The 1854-nt window shown below is 41.2% G+C and carries 2 protein-coding genes; both read right to left on the bottom strand.

Going from position 1 to position 1854, the window contains the following annotated elements; genetic code table 11:
- A partial coding sequence (locus tag PAN06_RS14075; RefSeq protein ID WP_269796641.1) for an acetate/propionate family kinase occupies positions 1-830 on the bottom strand: 830 nt, incomplete at its 3' end.
- A gap of 51 nt (positions 831-881) precedes the next feature.
- Positions 882-1835, bottom strand: coding sequence for a class I SAM-dependent methyltransferase (locus tag PAN06_RS14070; RefSeq protein ID WP_269796640.1), 954 nt, complete (start codon positions 1833-1835; stop codon positions 882-884).
- Between the last annotated feature and the right edge of the window lie 19 nt (positions 1836-1854).

The following is a 1854-nucleotide window of genomic DNA, read 5'->3' as shown; positions in this document are numbered from 1 at the left end:
ACACCCAGAAGACCTGATTCACGATTGAGGATACGGCTAATATCTTCAGGCTTATTGAAATCCTCTGTATGCTCCATCAAGTAAGGAATAATCGCTGGATCGAGATCCCCTGTACGGGTTCCCATCATGACTCCACCTAGAGGGGTGAAGCCCATTGAGGTATCCACAGAGATTCCCTTGTCAACCGCTGTAACAGATACACCATTTCCAACGTGGCAGGTGATCAATTTCAATTCTTCTAATGGTTTTCCAAGAAGTTTAGCAGCTTCACCAGCTACATACTGATGACTGGTTCCATGAGCGCCGTACTTACGGACCTTATTTTCTGTGTAATATTTAGTTGGAAGAGGGTAACGATAAGCTTTTTCCGGCATGGTTGTATGGAAAGAAGTATCAAATACCACAACACTGGTAATATTTGGACAAATCTCTCTAAAGGCACGAATTCCGGCTGCATTTGCAGGATTATGAAGAGGTGCTAACAAAGACAATTCTTCTACTTTTCGAAGGACTTCGTCATCTACCAAGGCAGAATCCTTGAAGTATTCTCCACCAGCAACGACGCGGTGGCCTACACCTGTAATCTCATCGTAAGATTTGATAATATCAAAACGAATCAAATCATCCAACAAAATTTTTACAGCTTGTGTATGGTCCTGGATATCTAATACTTGTTTTTCAGAGCGTCCATCAAATTTAACAGTTGAAATAGAATCCTTCAAACCGATCCGTTCAATCAACCCTTTTGCAAGAACAGTTTCCTCTGGCATTTGGTACAATTGCCATTTCAAACTAGAGCTTCCTGCATTAATAGAAATTGTTTTCGACATATATTCACCTCATTAAGCGTTTTCACTTCCTCTATTATATCAGATCTTTGATCAAATTTCACTATCCTTTAACCAGTTTTGGAAACTTTCCATAAAGTGAACCACCTGGTCTTGATCCTGGAGATCGGTAAAAGGATAGACAAAGGGCTGAACAGACTCTTCTTCTTGTTTTCGTAGGACGAAAATCGTCTTAGCATAGGCAGGATTTGAAAAAAGAGATTCTGGCAAGGTCAGCATGGCAAGAATTTGGGCTTTGTCTGTTAGCCAAGCTTTCAACAGATCACTCTGAGGGCTCGTCAAGAGGTTATTCGGAGCTAAAAAGATGGCTACTCCTTGAGGTTTCAGGTATTTCAGAGCCTGTTCCATCATGAGGTGATGGGCATAGGTATGGCCTTCGGAGCTCGCCACTTGATAGCGCTGTGCAATCGCATCATCTGGATAATAACCAATCGGTAAGTCGCTAACGATCAAGTCACTTTCTTTCAACACTTGAGGACGCACCGCGTCGCCTTGTGCAAAGACAACACTGGATTCCATCACATCTGCGATACTAGCAGATAGGTCAATCAAAAGATCATCCACTTCCAATCCTAAGTAATCAATCGTGAGGCGGCTATTGTTGACCATGGTCTCAGCGAGATTTCCGGTTCCACTTCCCACTTCTAAGACATCCAATTGGTCGCTTTTAGCCAACTGATCAATCAAAAATGTAATGATAAAACCAATCGCATCTGGTGTGAACTGGTGATTCGCTTGTAAAGGTTCTGTCTGAGCAGCTTTCATAAAAAGGAATTGGTAGGCTCTGCGCCATTCTTCCTTACTTAAATCTAGTTCTTTTAATTTTTTGCTATTGTTTTTAACAATGTCTAGATCCGTCTTGCCATCCAAATACATGGCATTTTGTTCAATCAAGGCGTCATAAAAGTTGGTCGACAATTCATTTTGAATACTTTGAGTGTTTTCTAATAGATAGGTATAAGCTTGTTCAATTTTTTCGAAATTCATGATTTCCTCCGCACCCTAT

This window comes from Streptococcus sp. SM3, from assembly GCF_027497875.1.
The sequence above is the reverse complement of the archived record's forward strand: the minus strand, read 5'-3'. Positions and strand labels throughout refer to the sequence as shown.